Raw genomic sequence first — 15809 nt, 5'->3', positions numbered from 1 at the left:
CCATGCTGTCTCGTATACTTACGCCGCTGTTCCGTTACTTTGAGGGGCGAGTAAACCCCTACCCGGAAGATGAGGTCACCACGCCGCCGAAGGGGTTATTGCCGTTTATTTGGCACTTCTCACGCCCGGTATGGCCGTGGCTACTGGCGGTATCGTTGCTGACGGCGCTGGTCTCCGCAGCAGAAGTGGTGTTCTTCAGTTATATGGGCGAGCTGGTTGACTGGCTGGGCAACGTAGAGCGAGAAAGCTTTTGGCAACACCACGGCCTGTGGTTAGCAGGCGTGGGCTTGTTGGTAATTGTGGGCCTGCCGTTGCTGGTGCTAATGCAGTCCCTGGTGACCCATCAGACGATTTTCGGCAACTACCCCATGATTGGCCGCTGGCTTTCTCACCGCCACATGCTCAGCCAAAGCCTAGCGTTTTATCAGGATGAGTTTGCCGGGCGGGTGTCACAAAAAGTCATGCAAACGGCGCTGGCGATCCGAGAAACCGTCACCAAAGTGATGGACCTGATGGTCTACGCCGTTGTCTATTTTACCGGGGCAGCGATTCTATTGGGCCGCGCCGACCCCTGGCTGCTGTTGCCCCTTGGCCTATGGCTTGTGGGCTATTTAGGCATTATGCGCTTTTTCGTTCCGCGTCTACGGGATGTCTCTATGGCCCAAGCCGATGCCCGTGCCCAGATGACGGGGCGCGTGGTCGACAGCTACAGCAATATCCAAACCATCAAACTCTTCGCCGATACCGAGCGCGAACAAGGCTACGCGAAAGACGCGATGGAGGGCTTCATGGTCACCGTTCACCGTCAGATGCGCTTGGTCACGGTGATGAGCGTCTGTTTAACGCTGCTCAATACGCTGCTGCTAGTGGGCACCGCGGGCATGGCGATTAGCGCCTGGTATATGGACGCCATTTCCCTGGGCGTATTGGCCATCGCCATTGCGCTGGTGATGCGCATTCGCTTTATGTCCGACTGGATTTTATGGGAAGTCGCTGGGCTTTTTGAAAACATTGGCACGGTGCAGGATGGCATGAATACCATCGCCCAGGAGCCGACGATCAAAGATGCCCCTAAGGCCAAAGCACTTGTCGTGCCCAACGGCGAGATCGTGTTTGATGCGCTGCGCTTTCAGTATGCCCAGGCGAAAGGGGAGAGTAAAAACGTCTTTGACGGGCTGAGTTTAACCATCAAACCCGGCGAGAAAATTGGCCTGATTGGCCGTTCAGGGGCAGGCAAGTCCACCCTGGCAAATCTGCTGCTGCGTTTTTACGACCTGCAGGGTGGGCGGATTTTAATCGATGGGCAGAATATTGCCGATGTCACCCAAACCTCGTTGCGCCATCAGATTGGTATGGTTACCCAGGACACCTCGCTACTGCACCGCTCGCTGCGGGATAATATTCGCTACGGCAGCCCCCATGCCAGTGATGAAGATGTATGGCAGGCGGTAAGTCGCGCCCACGCAGATAGGTTTATCAATGATTTAGTCGACCCCAAAGGCCGTCGCGGCCTGGATGCCCATGTCGGTGAGCGCGGCGTCAAGCTCTCTGGGGGGCAGCGTCAACGCATTGCAATTGCCCGGGTGCTGCTTAAAAACGCGCCCATTTTGGTGCTGGATGAAGCCACGTCAGCGCTGGATTCCGAAGTGGAAGCCGCCATTCAAGAACAGCTGGATGCGTTGATGGAAGGTAAAACGGTGATTGCGATTGCCCACCGGCTTTCCACGATCGCCATGCTGGACCGTTTGATTGTGGTGGATGAAGGGCGCATGGTGGAGAGCGGCACCCACCAGGAGCTGCTGGCGCAAAACGGCATTTACGCCAGCCTCTGGCAGCGACAGTCCGGCGGTTTTTTGGGGCACGACCTAGACTAGCCTGTTTTGAAAGGGCTTGAACTTGATTGCACTACCCTCACTTAGTAGTAGACTGGTCGTTTACAGCTCGTTTTAATCGAGCGCGTTTTAAAGGAGGGAGAGCAATGCAAGCCATTCAGCTTCAACACCCCGGCGGTTTAGATAAATTAGACGTGGTTGATCTCGCCGCTCCAGGTGAACCTGGCCCCGGCGAAATTAAAGTACGCCTGCATGCTAGTTCGTTAAATTTTCACGATTACGCCGTCGTGAAGGGGATGATCCCCACTGATGATGGCCGCATTCCTATGTCGGATGGGGCAGGCGTTGTGGAAGCAATCGGTGAAGGTGTGAGTGAGTTCGCCGTTGGTGATGCGGTGGTGTCTACCTTCTTCCCCGACTGGCTGGAAGGCCCTGCGCGAGTCGGCGATTTCACGACCACACCAGGGGATGGCATCGACGGCTACGCCCGTGAACAGATCATTCGTCCAACTACCTGGTTTACCCACCAGCCCAAGGGTTACAGCCACGCAGAGTCTGCAACGCTCACCACTGCAGGACTAACCGCATGGCGTGCGCTGGTGGTGGACGGCGGTCTTAAGGCGGGTGATACGGTCTTGGTATTAGGCACGGGGGGTGTCTCCATCTTTGCGCTGCAGTTTGCCAAGATGATGGGCGCAAGGGTAATCGCGACCTCCTCTTCCAGTGAGAAATTGGCCCGCCTGCGGGAGCTGGGCGCTGAGCACACCATCAACTACAAAGAGACGCCAGACTGGGGGAAGGCGGTTAAAGCGTTGACCGATGGTAAAGGTGTAGACCACGTGGTTGAAGTAGGCGGCCCCGGCACGCTGCCGCAGTCGATTGATGCGATAAAAATTGGTGGGCATATTTCGCTGATTGGTGTGTTAACCGGCCGCGAAGGTGAGATTCCAACGGCCAAATTGATGGCTAAACAAGCGAAGCTGCAAGGGCTTATCGTCGGTAGCCGTCGTCACCAAATCGAGATGATTCACGCCATTGAAGCCTCCAATCTGCGGCCGATTATTGACCGCGAGTTTGCGCTCCATGACATTGCTGACGCTTTCCGTCATCAAGAGTCTGGCAAGCACTTTGGCAAAATCTGCCTCACTTTTTAAGCACTTGAATTAGCGCTTAACGCCATTAATTGAGCGCATGAACTAAAGCGGCCATTTGCGTAGAATGGCCGCTTTTATTTGCCAGGAAGATCCATGCATCATATTGCTCATCTCGTTCACGAAGCACTCCCCGCATCGCTTGCGTTAGAGCAGATGCGGGTATTAAAGCGTGAAGCTTCCCGTGCCATCGTCACCCGTGATGAGAATATTTTGTTGCTCTACACCGAGCGTTACGATGACTTTAGCTTTCCAGGCGGCGGTATAGGCACTGGGGAAAGCCCTGAAGTGGGCCTGCACCGTGAACTGTATGAAGAGACTGGCGCCCAGGATATCGAAGTAACCTCACATTTTGGCTACGTAACAGAATATACCCCCACCTGGAAAAAGCAGTGGGATGTGATGTTTCAAACGTCTCACTGGTTTACCTGCCAAATTGGCAATACGTTGGGTGAAGCAAAAATGGCAGAGTACGAAACTGCTAACGGCATGGCGGCGCGGTGGGTGTCGCTTGAAGAAGCGCTGCGTCATAACCGTAGCGTTATTGCACGCAAGCCAGCCACCATGGGCTTTTCCATTCACCGCGAAACTCTGGTGCTAGAGCGTGTAGCCATTGCCCAGGGCCGTTAGCCCCGGGCTTTGTGTTGTCCTCTAGGTATGGATCTGTCTTTTAGGTATCAAGGGCTTAGGCGGATTAAGCTTTGTCGGGCAGCCTGCTGTATACCACCCCTTTTACTTCAAGCTCCCAGATATCCTCATAGGGCACTGTAGTACCCTCGACATCTCCAGGCTCGTGGGTGCTATTTTTAATATCCGTTTCAGGGATGACTTTTACGCCTGTCATGCCCACATGCTGGATGCGTGCACTAAAGCGGTTGCCATCATGATCGATGAGCAACCTTTCTCCAGCAATGCACTTTGAAAGCTTCTCGTGTAACTCTTCCATGGTCACGTTAATCACGCTCATATATGCCTCCTGCACACCGTATTCACATTAAGTAGCTATCAGTTTAGTAGATATTTCTAGTCACTTCATAGTAGACGACAAGTTCATGTTGCGCGGCCATGCCAACGTTAGGCGTGCTAATCTTTATTTTCTTATCTAGCGGAAAGGTAGCCTTATGGCGCAGCGCTCAAGCAATGAGGCCCCATCATTATGGAAGGTAGTTGAGCTAACGGATTTTACGACCCCAGAGCGTACCCAGGCGAGCCAGTGGCGACGGAGCTGGCAAACGGCAACTCGTTGGCTAGTGGGCAGAGAGGCCGCAGAGCATAAAGCAAAGCAAGAGAGCGAGCTGCGTGCCCTGCCAGAAGTGCGGCTTGCCCACTTGGTGCCTAACGTGGATTGGTCGCCTGGGGCTATTGAATTTGCCCGCGTCCTTCACCAGCAGGGCCTTGAAGAAGAGCCAGTGGTGTTTTTCGTTACCCCGCCCCATGGTGGGCATTTCGCCGTTGTTAACTATTGGGCAAAGCAGCAGGGCGTTAGCTGCTTGGCTACCCCTACCTATCAGGAACTCTCTGAAGGAAAGCGTGGATGGATAGCGCGTTGTGAAAACCAGCCTAATTGGGCGCTGCCAGAGTTGGAGCGATACTTTTTGCGCCATACCCAAGGCTTACAAGGCGTGCGTGAGTTACTAGAGCGTGCGTTAAGCGGACGCATGGGGCGTGGGGTAATTGGCTGCGACAGCTGGACATACGCCTATTTGCAGCAGGCGATTGGCCTGGACGGCACGCCAGCATTCACTCTTCAGGCAGTGGAGGGCAAACAGTTAGCTCACTATTTCGCGAACTTAGCCGGTGGGGGTAGCTGCCCCAGCGTGTATAGCACCCGTACCGGTAACCCCATTCTTGCAAACGACAGTGACGATAACGCTGAAAATGAGCGTAAAACGATGCATAAAGAGCTGCAGCGTTTATCGGCCCACTGCCGTGGGCATTTAGGCATAGCATGGCACTATTGGCGAGAGCGGCTGCGTGAGCCTGCTGAAAGCGACGAATCAACACAATCCCAAGACGACGCTCAGTCTCAAGAGCTGTGGCTGCTGGACGCCTTGGCGGAAGCAGAGCTACCTGCGGAGACTGGAGACCTGGCTACATTGCTGCTGCATACGCTGTTAATTCACGGTGGGTTGGAGGATCAGGCGCTAGGAGATGTGCTCCCGTTTTCTGACCATGAAGTGTTAAGCGCGCGGCTATCGTTGGCACGTCGGGGGTTGCTTAGCTGTCACCAGGGGCGCTGGCAAGTTTCACCCCTTAGTTATGCCAGCGTGCGACAGCTGTTGGAATCCCGCAACTACCTGGTTGATGCGCTTTAGGAGGAGGAATGGACGACAAAGAGCAGTACGCCAGGCTGTTTAACGATATCGATAGCCAGGCGCTAATTATCCTCGGCGTTACGCTGGTCAGCACGGTGCTACTGATTATTGTTAGCCAGCATGGCCTGAAATGGCTGGCTAATCGGTTACATGGCCAGCTGCGGTTTCGGGTATTTGCCCTGGTACCGCTGACGCGACTGCTGATTTTAATTACTGCACTCGTCATTGCCGTGCCTGTTGTCATCGAGCCATCCATGCGCAATATGGTGACGCTGTTGGGGGCGCTTGGTTTGGCGATCGGCTTTGCCCTAAAAGACTACGTGAGTAGCCTGATAGCCGGCGTGGTCTCAGCGGTTGAACTGCCCTATCGGCCGGGGGACTGGGTGAATATCGAGGGTACATACGGTGAGGTGAAGCACGTCGGGATGCGCACGGTAGAGATTCAAACCCCAGACGATGATTTGGTTGCAGTGCCGCATCTTAAACTTTGGGATTCAGCGATCCACAATGCTAATAACGGCGGCACCAGCTTACAGTGTGTGGCGAGCTTTTATCTACATCCCGAGCATGAGGCGGGCCGGGTGCGTAAAGCCTTGAGAGATGTGGCGCTTACCAGCGCGTATCTTAAGTTTGACCAGCCAATTGTCGTCGTGGCAGAAGAGACGCCTTGGGGCACGCACTACCGTATTCGAGCCTACCCCGTTGACCCACGGCAACAGTTTTTATTTATTACCGATATGACCGTGCGAGGTAAGCAGGTACTCAGCGACTTGGGCATTAAGCCTGCGCTGTTGCCGCCCGGTGCGGCATTGGAATCGCAGGACGTGACTGGTCGATGACATCACCTAAAACGCTTTATATGGGCTGGGACGTCGGTGGTTGGAACTGCGATAACAACCCTGCCAGTCGCGATGCATTGGTAGTGTTGGATAGGTCGCTTAACCTAGTAGGCATACCGTGGCGAGGAAACCTGCGCACGACGCTTAACGAGGCACACGACAGCCGCGACTTGATTCATCGCCTGCTAACGCTTTGTCAGCATCAAGCAAGCGGCAACGAGCGTGTGGTGATGGCCATTGATACCCCGCTGGCACTTCCACAGGCGTTGCTGGCGCTTGCACGTGGTGAAGCGGTCAGCGCGCTTGGCCGATCTCAGGAAAACCCTTATTTATACCGCGAGACCGAACGCTGGCTCTTTCAGAGAGGCGTAACGCCCCTTTCGCCGATTAAAGATATGATTGGCAGCCAGGCCACGAAAGGGATGCACTTGCTGGCGCGTTTTGCACCGCACATTGCCACCTGTGGGCAGTGGCAAAGCGCGGATGGTTCGCTTAGCGCGGTGGAGGGCTATCCGTCGCCTGCCAAGCGTTCTGCGGTGTTTACTGCCCTGCGTCAACGAGTAAGCCTACCCGCTGAACATACCGCTATGCTGCAGCAGCCAACGCCAAAGCAGCAGGATATTCAGGATGCTTGGCTCTGTGCACTGCTTGCCTGGAGTTTGGAGCATGCCAAAGAGAGCATCTCTTGGCCGCCAGCAGCGATGCCAGCGGCCGAAGGGTGGATCTTTGTGCCACGCGATGCGCTAACTCAGTAGGGTGCTACGCGCTCGCTTCGGGAAGCTCTGCGCTGTGGAACACGTTCTGCACATCGTCCAGCTCGTTAAGCATATCAAGCAGTTTTTCAAACACGGCCACATCCTCACCCTCAACCGGTGTCGTGGTTTGTGGCAGGAACTGAATTTCATCCACCTCAAAGTCGATCTCGCCAAAAGTGTCTAGCAGGGCCTGCTTGGCTTTAGCGTAGTCGGTATGCGGAGCAAAGACGGTAATACGGCTCTCATCCTGCTCGATATCAGTAACGTCCACATCGGCTTCCATCAGCGCTTCAAGCACGGCTTCTTCGTCGCTGCCAGAAAACGAGAAAATAGCGCAGTGGTCGAACATATGGCTCACGCTGCCGGGCGTGCCAATCTTGCTCTTGGTTTTAGTGAAGCAACCACGCACATCGCCAAAGGTGCGGTTCGGGTTGTCGGTTAGGCAGTCAACAATCACCATGGCGTTGCCTGGGCCAAAGCCCTCATAGCGCGCTGTTGAAAAGTCCTCGCCGCCAGCACCGCTGGCTTTATCCAGTGCTTTATCTATTACGTGGGAAGGCACCTGATCTTTCTTGGCACGTTCCATTAAACCGCGTAGTGCTAGGTTACCGTTAGGGTCGGTGCCGCCGGCTTTAGCGCAGACGTAGATTTCACGCCCGTACTTGCTATAAACCCTGGTTTTCGCAGCGGCCGTTTTGGCCATGGATTCCTTACGGTTTTGAAACGCCCTACCCATGTTGAAGTCCTTATTAGCCATGAACCGCCTGCGTGGCAGGCGTCATCTTGATCAAAAAAGGGAAAATTTTACCCAACAGCGTACCATGCTAACAGCGTTATTTAAGCGCCTGCATTTATTACCTGAACGCAGGTAAGGCTGGCGTATAATAGCGCTTCCTTAATGACCTATTCCACGGAGAGAATAATGCCGCTGTCACTCTGGCTATCATTGGCCGCGATCTGCGCTATGGGGGCTATGTCGCCGGGGCCGAGTCTGGCGCTGGTGTTGCGTCATACGCTGGGGGGCGGCCGCCTGCCGGGGGTGACTGCCGCTGTATTCCACGCTCTCGGTGTGGGGTTTTATGCGCTGTTAACCGTGTGGGGGTTGGGAGCTCTGATTGTGCGCCATCCCCAGCTGTTTCAAATTATTACGTGGTTAGGCGCTGCGTATTTGGCGTGGCTGGGCGTTAAAGCACTGCGGGCAGGAAAAGCGGGGGCGTTAGTACCGGGTGCTGTGCTGACCACCACGCGTCAGGCCGCTAAAGAAGGGGTCTTAGTGGCGCTGGGTAATCCTAAGTTAATTATCTTTTTTGTGGCGTTGCTCAGCCAGTTTGTAACGCCCGAAATGAGCATTCTTGCTAAAGCAATAATTGTGGCAACAGCGATGGTGATTGACGGTGGCTGGTACGTGCTAGTGGCGGTGGGGCTTTCCCACTCAAGCGTATTGCCTTGGCTGCAGCGTTACGCCCACTGGATTAACCGGGTCACCGGGATATTGCTGATCGCCCTGGCACTGCGTGTCGTGGTGGGGCCAATCAGTTAATCGGTTCTGGCGTAACCGCATTTGCCGTGGCATGGTGATAACACGCTAGCGAAGGCAGGTAGGGGCCTTGCGATGATGATTTATGATCAAGACTGCTATACCCACCAGGGTGAGCCGTTTAATTTACGCGCTCTGCGTGGGCAGGTATTGCTAGTGGTTAATGTGGCTAGCAAATGTGGTTTTACGCCGCAGCTAAAAGAGCTGGAGACGCTTTATACGCGCTACCGCGACCGTGGCTTTACGGTGCTTGGCTTCCCCTGTAATCAGTTTGGCAGGCAGTCACCGGAGAGCGCTGAGGCTTTTTGTGCCTTCGGCGAGCAGCAGTTTGGCGTTAGTTTTCCGCTGATGGAGAAGGTCAATGTCAACGGCGGTAATGCCCACCCTCTGTTTGTGCTTCTTAAGCGGGAGGCGCCCGGTGTGATGGGAACCAAAATAATTAAATGGAACTTCACTAAATTTTTAGTAGGGCGAGATGGCCAGGTAATCGCCCGTTTTGGCCCTAAAGACCACGGCTTGCCGCTACGCTTAGCACTAGAAGCCGCGCTGGATAAAGCGTGAACGTCACTCGGCGGGGCGTTTAAAGCTCACCACGGGCTACCATTAAACGGTTCATTAGGGCCTCCCAGCGGTGGCGAACCATCATCGTAGTCAACGATGAAAATAGCGCCCAACTCTTGCGCCGCCAGCCTTTCAGCCGCAGGTTGTGGCTGACTAACTGTTTCATCAGTTTATAGTCATCAAACTGGCGCCACTCGCTGGCAACCGACAGCTGATGTCGAGACATGACCGGTGCCATTTCCAAGCGGAACATCCACTCAAGTTCTTTCAGTGACATATTGTGCTGTTGAATCACATCAATCATCTTGGCGTAGTCACGCTCGCTGGGTTCACGGTCAAGCCAAAGTGGGGCCAGGGCAAGCCATAGGTCGCCGCGTTCATCGACTAGCTGCTGTGCATTCATGGGGAGTCTCGTCGGCAAGTGGTTAACAGGTCGCTATCCTGCCGCGATCGACAGAGAAGCTCAAGTGCGGACACAGCGCGCCGAGACGGCTAGAATAGCCTCACTAGCTGATGGCATTGCCATGTTGATAATGAAATCAATTTGATAAAGAGGTTCAACGTGATTATTAAACCTAAAGTGCGTGGTTTTATCTGTACGACGACTCACCCTGTAGGCTGCGAGCAGAACGTTCTGGAACAGATCGAAGCGACCCGCGCCCGTGGTTTAGATAAAAGTGCTGGCCCTAAGAAAGTGCTGGTGATAGGCGCTTCCAGCGGCTACGGCTTAGCAGCTAGGATTACCGCTGCCTTTGGTTATGGTGCAGACACGCTGGGCGTGTTCTTTGAAAAGCCCAGCAGTGAGAAAAAAACCGGCACCGCAGGCTGGTACAACAGTGCGGCATTCGACAAATTTGCTAAGCAGGAAGGGCTCTACAGTAAATCAATCAACGGCGATGCGTTCTCACATGAGGCGCGGGAAAAAGCCATTGAGTTGATTAAGCAGGACATGGGGGAAATCGATCTAGTGGTCTACTCCCTTGCCTCGCCAGTGCGCAAACTGCCGGATACCGGTGAAGTTAAGCGCTCAAGCCTAAAGCCGATTGGCGATACCTACCGTGCAACGGCTATCGATACCAACAAAGACGTCATCATTGAAGCTGAAGTAGAGCCTGCCACCCAGCAAGAGATCGACGATACCATCACGGTGATGGGCGGCGAAGATTGGGAACTGTGGATGGAAGCCCTAGACCATGCCGGTGTGCTGGCAAAAGGCGCCCGCAGCGTGGCGTTTAGTTACATTGGCACTGAAATTACCTGGCCGATCTACTGGCATGGCGCGCTGGGCAAAGCCAAGGAAGACTTGGATCGCGCCGCCGCCGCCATTGATGCCAAGCTGCAAACAAGCGGTGGTGGTGCCAATGTAGCCGTGCTCAAGTCGGTGGTTACCCAGGCCAGTGCGGCCATTCCGGTCATGCCGCTATATATCGCCATGGTATACCGCATAATGAAAGAGCAGGGCCTGCACGAAGGCACTATCGACCAGCTTAACCGGCTGTTCGGCGAGTACCTTTATTCCCAGGCGGGCGATATGGCCACCGATGAGAAGGGCCGTTTGCGCCTGGACGATTGGGAGCTGCGCGATGACGTGCAACAAGCCTGTCAAGATCTGTGGTCAGACGTCACCACCGAAAACTTATTCGAAATTACCGACTATGCTGGTTATAAGCATGAGTTTTTGAAGCTATTTGGCTTTGAGCGTGATGATGTGGATTACGATGCGGATGTGAACCCTAACGTTGAGTTCGATGTCATTAGTTTATAAGTGGTGATGCGGTTGCGTTAGCTAGAGGTCGTCGCACTCACTTTTTCTACCGGAGGACAGGAGACGTTTATGGATACCAGGGAAAGTAAGACTCGGGAAGAAGAAAAAGAGCACGTATTGAATCAGCGCATACCAGAAGATTTTGAGAACGCTGAACCTCAGCGCCAGCCTGAGGCAAAGAAGTCTCCACGAGGGATGCATAAGCTGATTCCTCTGGTGATTATAGCTCTAGGGTTAGTGGTGGCTGGGTTCCTAATTCTTGGAGCAGGTAACAGTGGAGGCTAATTTCTTCACTCTTCTCCTTTTCTAAATTGATTGCCGGACCTTGTGTCCGGCAATTTGCATTTCAGGGCCATTGCTTACATCTCGCCAACTTCATTTCAATGTGTCTTGCTTCGTTTCAGGCAGCCACTCTCTTCACTTATTAGCCGTGCGACGCCTTTTTTTATATAGGGCCAACAGGCGCTTCCTTCATTGGTACAATTGGGTAAGATGACTTTTTAAATAGACAGTTAGCCAAGTATTAGACAGCTACTCAAGCCGACGGCGGTTTTTATGCAGCAAAGCAGCTCACTATGTTCTCAAGCACGTTGACGCTATCTGGAAGTGAACGTAAACGGGTGGCCTTTGTGCTGCTGCCGGGGTTCTCGCTATTGGCCCATGCAAGCGCCATTGAGCCGCTGCAAATGGCTAACCAGTTGAGCGGGCAGATGCTGTATCAAACGGTCACGCTCAGTTTAAGCGATGAGCCTGTGCGCAGCAGCGCGCAGCTTTCTATGGTAGCGCAGCACGCGCTAGGTGCACCGCTTGGGCCGCTGGATATGTTGCTGGTGTGTGCGCCCACGCCACTACCCTATGCGTTGCCCGCTAAGCTCAACGAGTGGTTGCGCAGTCATCAGGGAAGAGGTGTCGCTATCGGTGGGCTTGCTGGCGGTACCGAGGTGCTCGCCCGCTGTGGGCTGTTAGAGGGCTACCGGGCGACGCTGCCCTGGCAGCGCTTTGATGCCTTTGCCCAGGCATACCCCCAGGTCACGCTTTCTCAGCAGCTATTTGAAATCGACCGCGACCGTATCACCTGCGCAGGTGGCTCAGCGGCAATGGATATGATGCTTACGCTCATCGGCAATCATCATGGTCAGCGCTTGGCCGAGCAAGTCTCTGAACAGTTTGTGTGCGATCGTATCCGGCTCGCCGATGAGCGCCAGCATGTACCGCTGCGCAATCGCTTGGGTCATGCGCCAGAAAGCTTGGTAGACGCTGTAACGCTAATGGAAGCCAACATTGAAGAGCCGCTTTCTACGCTAGAGCTGGCAGAGCATTTGGGTATTTCTCGGCGGCAGTTAGAGCGGCTGTTTAAGAAATACCTGCAGGCAGTGCCCAGCCGTTATTACCTGGATTTACGCTTACAAGAAGCGCGCAAACAGCTAAGAGAGAGCGATCGCCCGGTAGGTGATATTGCGTTAATCACCGGGTTCTCCTCTGGCGCGCACTTCTCCACGGCCTATCGCAATCACTTTGGCATTACGCCACGAGAAGAGCGGCTTGGTTAAGCGCAGCTTTTCATAATTTACCGTCCCAATACTGAAAGCACGGCGCCTGCTGCCCACCGTATACTAAATCTATTGTTTACCCCACTGGAGGTATCGTCCCATGAGTTACACCCCTAATCGTCAGGATTTCGATCACTACATGGCGCCCAACTACTCGCCACAGCAGATTATTCCGGTGCGCGGTGAGGGCAGTCGCTTGTGGGATCAGCAGGGGCGCGAATACATCGACTTCGCTGGCGGTATCGCGGTGAACTCCCTAGGCCATTGCCACCCAGTGCTGGTCAATGCGCTTAAAGAGCAGAGCGAAAAGCTTTGGCATCTTTCCAACGTATTTACCAACGAACCTGCGCTTAAGCTTGCCAAGACGCTCACCGAGCGCACCTTTGCCGATAAAGTGTTTCTTTGCTCATCCGGTGGTGAAGCTAACGAAGCCGCACTGAAGCTGGCCCGCCGTTGGGCGGTTGACCACCATGGTGAGCACAAAGATAAAATCATCTCGTTTTATCAATCCTTCCACGGGCGCACTTTTTTCACCGTGAGCGTGGGTGGACAGCCCAAATACTCCCAAGGCTTTGGCCCGATTCCCGGTGGGATTCTGCACGCCAATTTTAACGACCTGGAAAGCGTTCGTAAGCTAGTCGGGGATGATACCTGCGCAATCATGGTTGAACCCATGCAGGGCGAGGGCGGCATCGTGCCCGCCACCCAAGCGTTCCTTCAGGGCCTGCGCGATTTATGTGACGAGCATAACGCGCTGCTGATTTTTGACGAAGTACAAACTGGTGTGGGCCGCAGCGGTGAGCTTTACGCCTATAAGAATTTCGGCATTACCCCGGATATTCTCACCAGCGCTAAATCCCTGGGCGGCGGCTTTCCTGTCGGCGCCACCTTAACCACCGATGCCATTGCCAAGTCGCTGGCCATCGGCACCCACGGCTCTACCTACGGAGGTAACGCGCTTGCCTCTGCGGTGGCGCTTGCGGCGGTGGAGTTTATCGACACGCCCGACGTGTTGGAAGGCGTCAAGCACCGCCACGACCTGTTCCGCGAGCACCTTGAAACCATCAACCGTAAACACGGCGTGTTTAAGGAGATTCGCGGCATGGGCCTGCTGATGGGTGCCCAGATGTCGGATGCCTATGAAGGCCGTGCCAAAGACATTCTTCCGCTCGCCATTGAAGAGGGTTTGATGGCGCTGATTGCGGGGCCGAACGTGCTGCGGATGGCGCCATCATTAGTCATTCCCGAGGCGGATATTGTTGAAGGCATGGCGCGCCTTGAACGTGCCATTGAGCGGCTTGTTGCCAGCGCATGAGTAGGCAGCAAGCGACACAAGAGGGAGCGTTAAGGATGTTGGTAATCCGACCGGTAACAATGGCTGATCTGTCAGCCCTGGAGCAGTTGGCCGAGCACGCGGTGCCACGGTTAACCAACCTGCCTGCCAACCGTGACCGGCTTGAGGAGCGCATCCTGCGCTCCCAGGAAGCCTTCAACAGCCAAGTAGAGTTCCCCGGCCACGAACACTATATGTTCGTATTAGCAGATCACAGCCGCGATGAGGTGCTAGGGACAGCCACCATTCGGGCTCAGGCGGGGGCGGCGGAAGCCTACTATACCTACCGCCAGGAGACGCTGATCCACGCGTCTCAGCAGCTGAATGTGCGCCGCGAAGTACAGACACTGGCGCTCTCCCACGAAGCTTCTGATACGACACTGCTCTGCGCACTGTCGCTGAATCCGCGTTACAAAGGCACCAGCGCAGAAAGCCTGCTGCGCCGCTCTCGTTTGATGTTTATTGCCCAGTACCCAGAGCGCTTCTCGCGCATTCTGGCGGTGGCATTTCCAGGCTATCTGGATAGCAATAATGAGTCCCCTTTTTGGGAGAGTGTGGGCCGCCATTTCTTTGCCCGTAGCTATCAAGAGATGAATCACATTGCCGGGGTACGCTCAAAAAGCTTTATTGCCGAAGTGATGCCGCAGTTTCCGCTCTATTTGCCGCTGCTCACTCCCCAGGCGCGTGCTTCGATTGGTCGGGAGCACCCCGCCCATGAAGAGGCCCTAACGGAACTGCTGGCAGAGGGCTTTGTGCGCTCTCGCCATGTGGATATTTTCGACGCCGGGCCGATTGTCAAAGCCGAACGCGAGCGGCTGGAAACCTTTCGCCGTGCCGCTTGGCATCCGGTGAGGATACGGCCCGAACACGCTCTGCCCGATGCGGAACCCGCGATGATTGCCAATCAAACCTTAGGTGATTTCCGCTGTATCGTGGCGCGCTATGCACTCTCGCCCACCGGCCAGCTCATGCTTTCTCCGCAGCACGCTGAGCGCCTGGGCGTTGAAGAAGGGCGTGCGGTGCTGGCAGCACCTTTGACCCTGCCAAGCGCGGTAGATGCGCTCGATGAAGGAGAGATGTAATGCGCATTCGACCCATTGCCCGCGACGATTTAGATGGGCTTCAGGCCCTCGCGCAACAAGCAGGCGTTGGCTTTACTTCACTGCCAGATAACCGCGAGTTTTTGGCCGGTAAAATTGAAGCCGCCGCCCGCGCCTTTGAAGAGCGCACTGCGGTAGACGACCGGCTGTACTTTTTTGTCTTGGAAGACGAAGAGAGCGGCGAGTTGGCTGGCTGCTGTGCCATTGAAGGTCAGGTCGGCCGAGAAGTGCCGTTTTACAACTATCGCTTAGGTACCCTGGCGCACTCCTCTGTACAGCTGGATCTACACCGCACCATCGACACGCTGTTTTTAAGCTCGGACCACACCGGCGATGCGGAAGTGTGTTCGCTGTTTTTGCGCCCGGAGTATCGTGGCGAGGTCAACAAACACTTGCGCAATGGCGCGCTGCTCTCCAAAGCGCGCTGGCTGTTTATGGCCCAGTTCCGCGACCGGTTTCCGCAAAAGGTGTTGGCGGAGATGCGCGGCGTCTTTGATGACAACAATAAAAGCCCCTTTTGGGATAGCTTGGGCAAGCACTTCTTTCCCATGGACTTCAATGAAGCTGATCGGCTGACCGGCCTGGGGCAGAAAAGCTTCATAGGCGAGCTGATGCCCAAGTTCCCCATTTATACCACCTTCATGTCGGAGGAGGCGCGGGCCTGTATTGGTCAAGTGCACCGCCACACCCGACCGGCCCTAGAGATGCTCAAAAAAGAGGGGCTGCGCTGGGAAGGTTATATCGACATTTTTGATGGCGGCCCCACCGTTGAGGCGTATATCGACGACGTGCGGGCGATTCGCAACTCACGGCTTTGCCACGTTGAAATATCCCCAGACGCGCATGATGAGAGCGTCAGCCGCTGGCTGGCGGCCACGACTCAGATGCTGAACTTTACCGCTAGCTGGATAGGCCGCGCGCCCAGCCAGGACGACATCATCGTACTGAGCCAGCAAGAAGCGAAGCGGCTGGGCGTGACAACGGGTGACCATGTTCGTTTGTTGGAAACCTAGTGCTTCACAACACGTATGTATAGCAGGCACGCAAAACAAGTACGCATAAGGGAAGGAG

At 54.9% G+C, this 15809-nt stretch carries 17 protein-coding genes; 14 read left to right on the top strand and 3 right to left on the bottom strand.

Annotation, left to right across the window (positions count from 1 at the left end; translation table 11 throughout):
* Nucleotides 1-2: 2 nt before the first annotated feature.
* The 3 genes from P8S54_RS06520 to P8S54_RS06510 all read left to right on the top strand — a co-directional run bounded on the left by P8S54_RS06520 (nucleotide 3) and on the right by P8S54_RS06510 (nucleotide 3613).
* Nucleotides 3-1874, top strand: coding sequence for an ABC transporter ATP-binding protein (locus tag P8S54_RS06520; RefSeq protein ID WP_281443726.1), 1872 nt, complete (start codon nucleotides 3-5; stop codon nucleotides 1872-1874).
* 104 nt (nucleotides 1875-1978) lie between these two features.
* On the top strand, nucleotides 1979-2986 hold the full coding sequence (locus P8S54_RS06515; protein ID WP_281443725.1) for an NAD(P)-dependent alcohol dehydrogenase: 1008 nt from the start codon (nucleotides 1979-1981) through the stop codon (nucleotides 2984-2986).
* Nucleotides 2987-3079: 93 nt separating this feature from the next.
* Complete coding sequence (locus P8S54_RS06510; RefSeq protein ID WP_281443724.1) at nucleotides 3080-3613, top strand: NUDIX domain-containing protein; 534 nt, start codon at nucleotides 3080-3082, stop codon at nucleotides 3611-3613.
* Nucleotides 3614-3677: 64 nt separating this feature from the next.
* On the opposite strand, the gene P8S54_RS06505 is transcribed toward P8S54_RS06510, so the two are convergent.
* Entirely contained in the window at nucleotides 3678-3950 is a 273-nt protein-coding gene (locus P8S54_RS06505; RefSeq protein ID WP_281443723.1) for a hypothetical protein, read from the bottom strand.
* A gap of 154 nt (nucleotides 3951-4104) precedes the next feature.
* On the opposite strand from P8S54_RS06505, the gene P8S54_RS06500 reads away from it, so the two are divergent.
* Genes P8S54_RS06500 through P8S54_RS06490 form a run of 3 tightly spaced genes read left to right on the top strand, consistent with a single transcriptional unit; the run spans nucleotide 4105 to nucleotide 6892 of the window.
* Complete coding sequence (locus P8S54_RS06500; RefSeq protein WP_281443722.1) at nucleotides 4105-5298, top strand: hypothetical protein; 1194 nt, start codon at nucleotides 4105-4107, stop codon at nucleotides 5296-5298.
* An 8-nt stretch (nucleotides 5299-5306) separates the two neighbouring features.
* Nucleotides 5307-6137: a mechanosensitive ion channel domain-containing protein gene (locus tag P8S54_RS06495; RefSeq protein ID WP_281443721.1), complete on the top strand. Its 831-nt coding sequence runs from the start codon at nucleotides 5307-5309 to the stop codon at nucleotides 6135-6137.
* Nucleotides 6134-6892, top strand: coding sequence for a DUF429 domain-containing protein (locus P8S54_RS06490; protein WP_281443720.1), 759 nt, complete (start codon nucleotides 6134-6136; stop codon nucleotides 6890-6892). The genes P8S54_RS06495 and P8S54_RS06490 overlap by 4 nt, the downstream gene beginning before the upstream one ends.
* A gap of 4 nt (nucleotides 6893-6896) precedes the next feature.
* Here the strand turns inward: P8S54_RS06490 and P8S54_RS06485 are convergent, their stop codons facing one another.
* A complete protein-coding gene (locus P8S54_RS06485; protein ID WP_281444073.1) occupies nucleotides 6897-7628 on the bottom strand; it encodes a YebC/PmpR family DNA-binding transcriptional regulator in 732 nt (243 codons plus the stop codon).
* A 186-nt stretch (nucleotides 7629-7814) separates the two neighbouring features.
* On the opposite strand from P8S54_RS06485, the gene P8S54_RS06480 reads away from it, so the two are divergent.
* Together P8S54_RS06480 and P8S54_RS06475 are read left to right on the top strand one after the other, a co-directional pair.
* Nucleotides 7815-8432 (top strand): LysE family transporter, encoded by a 618-nt coding sequence (locus tag P8S54_RS06480; protein WP_281443719.1) that lies wholly within the window; start codon nucleotides 7815-7817, stop codon nucleotides 8430-8432.
* 72 nt (nucleotides 8433-8504) lie between these two features.
* Nucleotides 8505-8990, top strand: a complete 486-nt coding sequence (locus tag P8S54_RS06475; RefSeq protein ID WP_281443718.1) for a glutathione peroxidase — start codon at nucleotides 8505-8507, stop codon at nucleotides 8988-8990.
* 19 nt (nucleotides 8991-9009) lie between these two features.
* On the opposite strand, the gene P8S54_RS06470 is transcribed toward P8S54_RS06475, so the two are convergent.
* Nucleotides 9010-9393 (bottom strand): hypothetical protein, encoded by a 384-nt coding sequence (locus tag P8S54_RS06470; protein ID WP_281443717.1) that lies wholly within the window; start codon nucleotides 9391-9393, stop codon nucleotides 9010-9012.
* A 159-nt stretch (nucleotides 9394-9552) separates the two neighbouring features.
* Here P8S54_RS06470 and fabV point away from each other — a divergent pair, with 159 nt between their 5' ends.
* The 6 genes from fabV (at nucleotide 9553) to astA (ending at nucleotide 15751) form a co-directional block, all read left to right on the top strand.
* Nucleotides 9553-10755 carry an enoyl-ACP reductase FabV gene (gene fabV, locus P8S54_RS06465; RefSeq protein WP_009101129.1) on the top strand — a complete coding sequence of 401 codons (1203 nt, stop codon included), beginning with the start codon at nucleotides 9553-9555 and terminating at the stop codon, nucleotides 10753-10755.
* A 69-nt stretch (nucleotides 10756-10824) separates the two neighbouring features.
* Complete coding sequence (locus P8S54_RS06460; RefSeq protein ID WP_281443716.1) at nucleotides 10825-11040, top strand: hypothetical protein; 216 nt, start codon at nucleotides 10825-10827, stop codon at nucleotides 11038-11040.
* Between the two features lie 290 nt (nucleotides 11041-11330).
* Nucleotides 11331-12305 (top strand): GlxA family transcriptional regulator, encoded by a 975-nt coding sequence (locus P8S54_RS06455; protein WP_281443715.1) that lies wholly within the window; start codon nucleotides 11331-11333, stop codon nucleotides 12303-12305.
* A 100-nt stretch (nucleotides 12306-12405) separates the two neighbouring features.
* Nucleotides 12406-13620, top strand: a complete 1215-nt coding sequence (locus P8S54_RS06450; RefSeq protein ID WP_281443714.1) for an aspartate aminotransferase family protein — start codon at nucleotides 12406-12408, stop codon at nucleotides 13618-13620.
* A gap of 35 nt (nucleotides 13621-13655) precedes the next feature.
* A complete protein-coding gene (locus P8S54_RS06445) occupies nucleotides 13656-14720 on the top strand; it encodes an arginine N-succinyltransferase (RefSeq protein WP_281443713.1) in 1065 nt (354 codons plus the stop codon).
* The gene (gene astA / locus P8S54_RS06440; protein ID WP_281443712.1) at nucleotides 14720-15751 is read left to right on the top strand and encodes an arginine N-succinyltransferase; all 1032 of its coding nucleotides are present in this window, start codon (nucleotides 14720-14722) and stop codon (nucleotides 15749-15751) included. The genes P8S54_RS06445 and astA overlap by 1 nt, the downstream gene beginning before the upstream one ends.
* Nucleotides 15752-15809 lie beyond the last annotated feature (58 nt).

It is taken from the genome of Halomonas sp. M1 (genome assembly GCF_029581375.1).
Lineage (GTDB): Bacteria > Pseudomonadota > Gammaproteobacteria > Pseudomonadales > Halomonadaceae > Vreelandella.
The sequence above is the reverse complement of the archived record's forward strand: the minus strand, read 5'-3'. Positions and strand labels throughout refer to the sequence as shown.